Origin of the sequence: Planktothrix sp. (genome assembly GCF_046067725.1) — a bacterium.
Taxonomy (GTDB): domain Bacteria; phylum Cyanobacteriota; class Cyanobacteriia; order Cyanobacteriales; family Microcoleaceae; genus Planktothrix.
Genome location: NZ_JBJUDF010000027.1, coordinates 1 through 7528, shown reverse-complemented (window position 1 = coordinate 7528; position 7528 = coordinate 1). Strand labels below are relative to the sequence as shown.

Annotated in this window: 4 protein-coding genes; all 4 read left to right on the top strand. The window is 42.0% G+C overall.

The window, feature by feature from the left end; genetic code table 11:
• Positions 1–1108: pyruvate formate lyase family protein (locus ACKPEB_RS01440; protein ID WP_408962988.1), on the top strand; the 1108-nt coding region annotated here is incomplete at its 5' end.
• Positions 1109–1638: 530 nt separating this feature from the next.
• Positions 1639–5295 (top strand): pyruvate:ferredoxin (flavodoxin) oxidoreductase, encoded by a 3657-nt coding sequence (gene nifJ, locus ACKPEB_RS01435; RefSeq protein WP_408962987.1) that lies wholly within the window; start codon positions 1639–1641, stop codon positions 5293–5295.
• A gap of 218 nt (positions 5296–5513) precedes the next feature.
• Entirely contained in the window at positions 5514–6524 is a 1011-nt protein-coding gene (locus ACKPEB_RS01430) for a dihydroorotate dehydrogenase-like protein (protein ID WP_408962986.1), read from the top strand.
• A 157-nt stretch (positions 6525–6681) separates the two neighbouring features.
• On the top strand, positions 6682–7528 hold an 847-nt coding region (hypD, locus tag ACKPEB_RS01425; protein WP_408962985.1), incomplete at its 3' end, for a hydrogenase formation protein HypD.

Sequence of the window (7528 nt, the reverse complement as noted above, 5' to 3'; positions counted from 1 at the left end):
ATTCTGCGCTAAAGTTTCAATTGATAGCAGTTCCATTCAATATGAAAATGATGATCTCATGCGTCCTATTTATGGGGATGATTATGGAATTGCTTGTTGTGTTAGTGCCATGCGAATTGGCAAACAAATGCAATTTTTTGGAGCACGAGCGAACTTAGCCAAAGCGTTACTTTATGCCATTAATGGCGGAAAAGATGAAAAAACAGGTGAGCAAATTGCCCCTCTGTTTGCTCCGATTACTTCTGAATATTTAGATTATGATGAAGTGGTCGCCAAATTTGATCAAATGATGGAATGGTTGGCGAAATTATACGTCAATACCCTGAATGTAATTCACTATATGCACGATAAATACTGTTATGAACGCATTGAAATGGCGTTACATGATCGGGATGTTTATCGAACTTTAGCTTGTGGGATCGCAGGGTTATCCGTTGTAGCTGATTCTTTATCCGCGATTAAGTATGCTCAAGTTAAAATATTGCGGGGAGAAAATGGGTTAGCTCTGGATTATGAAATTCAAGGAGATTATCCTAAATATGGCAATAATGATCAACGAGTCGATGAAATTGCCGTGAATTTAGTTCGGACTTTTATGAATAAAGTTCGCAATCAAAAAACCTATCGCAATGCCGTACCCACCCAATCTATTTTAACAATTACTTCCAATGTGGTGTATGGCAAAATGACCGGAAATACCCCCGATGGACGTAAAGCAGGTGAACCTTTTGCACCTGGAGCAAACCCCCTTCATGGACGGGATAGTAACGGTGCGATCGCATCCTTTGCTTCTGTGGCAAAACTGCCTTATGAACACGCTCAAGATGGGATTTCTTACACCTTCTCTATTATTCCGAAAGCGTTAGGTAAAACCTTAGAGGATCAAGTTAATAACCTAACGGGAATGTTGGATGGATATTTCTATGATGGCGGACATCATATTAATGTTAATGTCTTGGATAAAGAGATGCTAATTGATGCGATGAATCATCCTGAAAACTATCCTCAACTTACCATTCGGGTTTCTGGATATGCGGTGAATTTCATTAAATTAACTCGTGAACAACAGTTAGACGTGATTAAACGCACATTCCATGATCGGTTTTAGTCGAATGATTCTAGGGATTTAACCTTAGACAATATTAACTATCGTAGAGACGTTGCATGCAACGTCTCTACGATGGTTTTAGGGGATAATCTACAGATAGTTGATCGGATCGTTAATCACTTTTTTCCATCCCCTATTTTCGCTTCTGTTCCCTGTTACCTGCTATTACAAATCGTGACAATGAGTTAAAAAACGTTAAGTTGTGGTTCCCTTTCTGCCGTTTTTATTAGATGATCTAAAATAGGAATCTAGGGGGTAAACCTCAACAATCCTTAATCTAAATTTAAGGAAAAATTAATCTCGACCGATATTTGACTCTGGAAAATTCCAAATTAAACAATAGCTGGGGTAACAAAAGAAAGCTGAAGTAATTCTTAAGGAGATTTCTGTCCGTTTAATTACAGAATTAGAATCATTACCAACCCAAACTAAACAACAAAACAGTCAATTTTGGCGCATGAATTGTCACAATAATTCTGTAGGTAAACGAGCGAACACATCAAAGTTTTATTGCTAGAGGAATTTTAGGAATGAATACAAAAAATTATGCAACCCTAGATGGTAACGAAGCCGTTGCCCGTGTTGCCTATCGTTTAAGTGAAGTGATCGCCATTTATCCGATCACGCCTTCCTCACCAATGGGAGAATGGGCTGATACTTGGGCTTCTGTGGGTGATAAAAACCTGTGGGGAACGGTTCCAGCCGTTGTGGAAATGCAAAGCGAAGGGGGAGCAGCCGGAGCCATTCATGGTGCCTTACAAGCAGGTTCCCTCACCACCACCTTTACCGCTTCCCAAGGGCTAATGTTAATGCTCCCCAACCTCTACAAAATTGCGGGAGAGTTAACCTGTGCCGTGATCCAAGTCGCTGCTCGCTCCTTAGCCGCCCAAGGGTTATCAATTTTTGGCGATCACAGTGACGTCATGGCCGCCAGAGCCACAGGGTTTGCTTTGTTGTGTTCGGCTTCGGTGCAAGAAGCCCAGGATATGGCGTTAATTGCCCAAGCCGCCACTTTAGAAGCACGGGTTCCGTTTATTCACTTTTTTGACGGATTTCGCACCTCTCATGAAGTTCAAAAAATTGATTTGTTAGATGAGAGTGTGATGCGAGACATGATCGATGATCAATACGTTTATGAACATCGTAACCGGGCGTTAACCCCTGACCGTCCCGTACTGCGAGGCACGGCCCAAAACCCGGATGTCTATTTCCAAGCCAGAGAAACCGTTAACCCGTTTTATGCCAAAACCCCGGAAATTGTACAACGGGCAATGGATAAATTCGGACAACTGACAGGACGGAATTATAAACTATTTGAATATCACGGCGCACCCGATGCCGAAAAAGTGATTATTCTCATGGGTTCCGGTTGCGAAACCGTTCATGAAACCGTCGATTATTTGAACGCTCAAGGAGAAAAATTAGGAGTCTTAAAAGTTCGGTTATACCGTCCTTGGAAGGGAGAACAATTAGTTGCAGAACTGCCAGAAACCGTCAAAGCGATCGCTGTTTTAGATCGAACTAAAGAACCCGGTTCTAGTGGGGAACCTCTCTATTTAGATGTGGTTACGGCTGTTCAAGAAGTGATGTTAGGAGATAACGAGGATCTTAAAGCTAAGATTAAAAACCTTAAAACTTTAGTCGGCGGTCGTTACGGCTTATCCTCTAAAGAATTTAACCCGGCAATGGTTAAAGGAATTTTTGATAATTTAGCTCAAACTAAACCCAAAAATCACTTTACCATCGGCATCAATGATGATGTTAGCCAAACCTCGTTAGAATACGATCCTAACTTCTCCACCGAACCCGATAACGTCGTCCGGGCAATGTTCTATGGGTTAGGCGCCGATGGAACCGTTGGCGCGAATAAAAACTCGATTAAAATTATTGGGGAAGAAACCGATAATTACGCCCAAGGATATTTTGTTTATGACTCTAAAAAATCCGGTGCTGTTACCGTTTCTCACCTGCGGTTTGGCCCGCAACCGATCCGGTCAATTTATTTAATTAGCCAAGCCAATTTTATCGGATGCCATCAATGGACATTTATCGAAAAATTAGACGTTCTTAAATGTGCGATGGACGGCACAACGTTCTTATTAAATAGTCCCTATGGCCCCGATGAAGTTTGGGATCATTTGCCCTTAGAAATTCAAGAAACCATCATCCGAAAAAATATCAAGCTTTATGTAATTAATGCCAACCAAGTCGCCCGCGATACAGGGATGGGCAACCGCATTAATACCATTATGCAGGTGTGTTTCTTTGCCTTAGCGAAGGTTTTACCACGGGAAGAAGCGATCTATCAAATTAAAAAAGCGATCGAAAAAACCTACGGTAAAAAAGGTGCAGAAATTGTCCGCTTAAACTTAAAAGCCGTTGACGATACCCTAGAACATCTTTATGAAGTCAACGTTGCTCAAGCCAATAGTTCCCTCCGCCGAGGTTTACCCGTTCCTGATGGAGCTCCCGCCTTTGTTAAAGAAGTCGAAGGCATGATGATCGCCGGACGAGGAGATGAACTACCTGTTAGTAAACTCCCCTGTGATGGTACTTATCCCACCGGAACCTCCAAATGGGAAAAACGCAATATTGCTCAAGAGATCCCCGTTTGGGACGCCGATGTCTGTGTGCAGTGTGGCAAATGTATTATGGTTTGTCCCCATGCGGTTATTCGGGGTAAAGCTTATGATGCAGCCGTGTTAGAAAACGCTCCCGCCAGCTTTAAATTTACCGACGTTAAAGATAAAGCCTTTGGCGGTGAAAAATTCACCATCCAAGTCGCTCCCGAAGATTGTACCGGATGCGGTGTGTGTGTGGATGTTTGTCCGGCTAAAAATAAATCCATGCCGTCGAAAAAAGCCATTAATATGGCCCCTCAGTTACCCTTACGGGAACAAGAAGCGACAAATTGGGATTTCTTCCTCAGTATTCCTAACCCCGATCGGTTAAAATTACGGCCAGACCTGATCCGTCAACAACAATGGCAAGAACCGTTATTTGAGTTTTCGGGTGCTTGTGGCGGTTGTGGTGAAACCCCCTATGTCAAATTAGTCACACAGTTATTTGGCGATCGCATGATGGTTGCTAACGCCACCGGATGTTCGTCTATTTATGGCGGGAACTTACCGACAACGCCTTGGACACAAAACGTTGATGGACGGGGCCCCGCTTGGGCAAATAGTTTATTTGAAGATAACGCGGAATTTGGCTTAGGGTTCCGTATGTCCATTGACAAACACACTGGGTTTGCTATGGAACTGTTACAAAAACTCGGTGGTGAAGTTGGGGATAATTTAGTGAGCCAAATTCTCAATAACTCGCAAAAATCAGAAGCGGATATTTGGGAACAACGGCAACTCGTCGCTGAACTTAAACAAAAATTACAGGGAAATCATTCCCCCGATGCCCAACAATTATTGAGTTTAGCTGATTATTTAGTCAAAAAATCCGTTTGGATTATTGGGGGAGATGGTTGGGCTTACGATATTGGTTATGGTGGCTTAGATCATGTCATCGCCAGTGGTCGCAACGTCAATATTTTAGTGTTGGATACGGAAGTGTATTCCAATACGGGTGGACAGTCCTCGAAAGCCACTCCACGCGGCGCCGTTGCCAAGTTTGCGGCTGGGGGTAAACCGTCACCCAAGAAAGACTTAGGCTTAATTGCCATGACCTACGGTAACGTTTATGTGGCGAGTGTGGCGATGGGCGCACGGGATGAACATACCCTGAAAGCGTTCTTAGAAGCGGAAGCCTATGACGGGCCATCGATTATTATTGCCTATTCTCACTGTATTGCTCACGGGATTAACATGGCAACGGCCATGAGTCATCAAAAAGAACTGGTTGAAAGCGGTCGTTGGTTATTGTATCGCTACAACCCCGAACTCAAAGAACAAGGCAAAAATCCGTTAATTTTGGATTCTAAATCACCGAAGAAAACCGTTGAACCTTCGATGTATGCGGAGAACCGTTTCAAAATGCTCACCAAGAGCAAACCCGCCGACGCCAAACGGTTATTACAAGAAGCTCAACAGGACGTTAATACCCGTTGGAAACTGTATGAATACATGGCCGCTCGTTCTGTAGAAACCAATGGTCATCATGGTCATGGAAACGGCCATTCAGAGGCAAAATCGACCCCACCCTCTGAAACAAAACCCCCTGAAACTATACCTGTATAAATGAGGAACCGGATTTCTAACTAACTGTTAGTTATCCTTACAATCTAGGAAAAGAAACCCGGTTTCTCACCCACTGAAATCAACAATTAGAGTTCAGAAATCGGGTTTCTCACTAACAGTTAGTTGAAATCTACATAAGAATTAAGAAGGGTAATTCGTAATTCTTAATTCTTAATTCCTAATTCCTATCCCATCTGCAAACCGAGGACGAAAAAACAATGGATTTATCAACAACATATCTCGGCTTAAATTTACGGACTCCCATCGTTCCTTCTGCTGCGGCTCCCCTTTCAGAAGATATTGATAATGTTAAACGCCTAGAAGATGCTGGGGCGGCGGCGGTGGTTTTACATTCCTTATTTGAGGAACAATTACTCCGAGAAAAATTTGAACTGCACCATCATTTAGAATACGGAACGAATAGCTTTGCAGAAGCCTTAAGTTATTTCCCCGAACCCGATGAATATCACGTTGGGCCAGAACTGTATTTAGAACATATTCGTCAAGCGAAAGAATGCACGAATATTCCGATTATTGCCAGTTTAAACGGCTTTTCTTCAGGGGGTTGGGTAGAATATGCTCAATTGATGCAACAAGCTGGGGCTGATGCAATTGAATTAAACGTTTATTATGTTCCTACAGACTTTGATTTAACTGGAGAACAAGTCGAACAAAACTATCTGAATACCCTCCGAGAAGTTAAAGCAGAAGTGACCATTCCCGTTGCGTTAAAAGTGAGCCCTTATTTTAGCAATATGGCGAATATGGCTAAACAATTTTGCGATGCTGGGGCGGATGGTTTAGTGTTATTTAATCGTTTCCTGCAACCAGATATTAACCCTGAAGAATTAATTGTTGAACCAGGTTCCATTTTAAGCAGTCCCCATGATATGCGTTTACCCATGCGTTGGATTGCAATTTTATATGGTCGAATTAACGCTGATTTAGCTTGTACCAGTGGGGTTCAACGGGGTCATGATGCCATTAAAATGTTAATGGCTGGAGCAAAAGTCACTCAAGTTTGTTCCGCATTACTTCGACATGGTTTTAATTATATTAAAGTCATGGAAGATGACATGAAACACTGGATGGAAGAACACGAATATGAGTCCGTGAAACAAATGCAGGGTTCTATGTCTCAACTCCATTGTGAGGATGAATCTGCCTACGAACGTGCTCAATACATGAAGACAATTACCTCTTATAAACTGGGTCATAGTTTAGTTTAACGGTTTCTTGTTCCCTGGTTCTACCGGGGAACTCCTGATGGAGGCTCTGCCTCTATTATATTTATTGTAGGCAGAGCCTACGTTTAGGACTCCTGGGTAGAACCCAGGAACCAGTGTTAATATAAGTGTTATTTAGAAATTTATTAAAAAAATTATTATGAAATTTGTTGATGAATATCGGGATGCTAAATTAGCTCAGGATTATGCCAAAGCGATCGCAGCTATTACCACAAAACCTTGGACAATTATGGAAATTTGTGGAGGACAAACTCACTCCATTGTTAAATATGGAATTGATGAGTTATTACCTTCAGAAATTACTTTAATTCATGGCCCAGGTTGTCCCGTTTGTGTGACGGATATTCATATTATTGATCAAGCCATTGCTCTGGCTTCTTTACCTAATATTATTCTCTGTTCCTTTGGCGATATGTTACGGGTTCCAGGGAGTGAAAAAGACCTCTTAAGTATTAAAGCAACTGGGGCAGATGTTAGAATTGTTTATAACCCTTTAGACTGTTTAAAAATTGCCCAACAAAACCCCGCAAAAGAAGTAATTTTCTTCGCTGTTGGTTTTGAAACCACCGCCCCAACAACCGCAATGGCTGTTTATCAAGCTGCTCAAAATAACATTAAGAATTTCTCCCTGTTAGTTTCCCATGTGCTTGTTCCTCCAGCGATGGAAGCTATCTTATCGAGTCCTAATTGTCAAGTTCAAGGCTTCTTAGCGGCGGGTCATGTTTGTACGATTATGGGATATACCGAATATGAACCGATTGTTGAAAAATATCAAATTCCTATTGTGGTAACAGGGTTTGAACCTGTTGATATTTTACAGGGAATTTATTTCTGTATTCAACAACTAGAAAACAGCGAATATAAACTCGAAAATCAATATAATCGTTCCGTGCGTCGAGAAGGAAATGAAACCGCTAAAACCATTATTCACGAAATCTTTGAAATTGTCCCTCGTCAATGGCGAGGTTTGGGTGAAATTCCCCAAA

What these genes read in the sequence shown, in the direction of transcription:
- nifJ (WP_408962987.1), top strand. Translation starts at nt 1,639, where the DNA reads ATGAATACAAAAAATTATGCAACCCTAGATGGTAACGAAGCCGTTGCC.
- ACKPEB_RS01430 (WP_408962986.1), top strand. Translation starts at nt 5,514, where the DNA reads ATGGATTTATCAACAACATATCTCGGCTTAAATTTACGGACTCCCATC.